6 tRNA genes and 2 rRNA genes are annotated in these 977 nt (G+C 45.1%); all 8 read right to left on the bottom strand.

Annotated features, from left to right (window positions below):
* Positions 1 to 44 precede the first annotated feature (44 nt).
* Positions 45 to 120, bottom strand: a tRNA-Val gene (locus IC174_RS20665).
* 7 nt (positions 121 to 127) lie between these two features.
* Positions 128 to 201, bottom strand: a tRNA-Gly gene (locus tag IC174_RS20670).
* Between the two features lie 17 nt (positions 202 to 218).
* A tRNA-Glu gene (locus IC174_RS20675) sits at positions 219 to 293 on the bottom strand.
* Positions 294 to 300: 7 nt separating this feature from the next.
* Positions 301 to 376 (bottom strand) — tRNA-Met (locus IC174_RS20680).
* 15 nt (positions 377 to 391) lie between these two features.
* Positions 392 to 477: transfer RNA gene (locus IC174_RS20685), tRNA-Leu, on the bottom strand.
* Positions 478 to 483: 6 nt separating this feature from the next.
* Positions 484 to 558, bottom strand: a tRNA-Asn gene (locus tag IC174_RS20690).
* Between the two features lie 6 nt (positions 559 to 564).
* Positions 565 to 681, bottom strand: a 5S ribosomal RNA gene (gene rrf / locus IC174_RS20695).
* Between the two features lie 183 nt (positions 682 to 864).
* Positions 865 to 977 (bottom strand): 23S ribosomal RNA (locus tag IC174_RS20700); the annotation flags it as partial.

Consider the following 977-nt stretch of genomic DNA (forward strand, 5'->3'; position numbering starts at 1 on the left):
GTGACAGGCTGGCATTCTAACCAACTGAACTACCAGGCCGCAAATGGTGGGACCAGCAGGGCTCGAACCTGCGACCCCCTGCTTGTAAGGCAGGTGCTCTCCCAGCTGAGCTATGATCCCATTTTTTTGGAGCGGGTGAAGGGGATCGAACCCTCACAGCTGGCTTGGAAGGCCAGAACTCTACCATTGAGCTACACCCGCTTATTTAATTGTTTTTTTGGTGACTCGTAGGGGAATTGAACCCCTGTTACCGCCGTGAAAGGGCGGTGTCTTAACCTCTTGACCAACGAGCCATTTTAATGGTTGCGGAGGCAGGACTCGAACCTACGACCTTCGGGTTATGAGCCCGACGAGCTGCCAACTGCTCCACTCCGCGATATTGTTTTATAAGTGCCGAAGACCGGAATCGAACCGGTACGAGAGGTAAGTCCCGCAGGATTTTAAGTCCTGTGCGTCTGCCAGTTCCGCCACTTCGGCTTTTTTTGGCTCCAAGGGTGGGGCTCGAACCCACAGCCTACCGGTTAACAGCCGGTTGCTCCACCGTTGAGCTACCTTGGAATATTCACGTGGCTATGTCCTACTCTCCCAGGCAGTTTCCCACCAAGTACCATCAGCGCTAAAGAGCTTAACTTCTGTGTTCGGAATGGGAACAGGTGTATCCTCTTTGCTATTATAACCACATATTGCCTATTTATAAGACAAGTATTATATTAACATCTTTATTTTTAAATGTCAATACTTTTAAAGTACTAAATAATAATAGTTTTTTATTAAATATCTTCTATTAATTGAAGTTAGTACTTTACATAGAGTTAACACTCTAAAAACTACATATATATTTTAATCAATAAACATCAAATAATATTGGTCAAGTCCTCGACCTATTAGTATCGATAAGCTAAATACATTGCTGCACTTACACCTTCGACCTATCAACCAGATAGTCTTTCTGGGGTCTTACCCTTGCGGTGGGAAAT

This window comes from Clostridioides sp. ES-S-0001-03, from assembly GCF_020676075.1.
Taxonomy (GTDB): Bacteria; Bacillota; Clostridia; order Peptostreptococcales; family Peptostreptococcaceae; genus Clostridioides.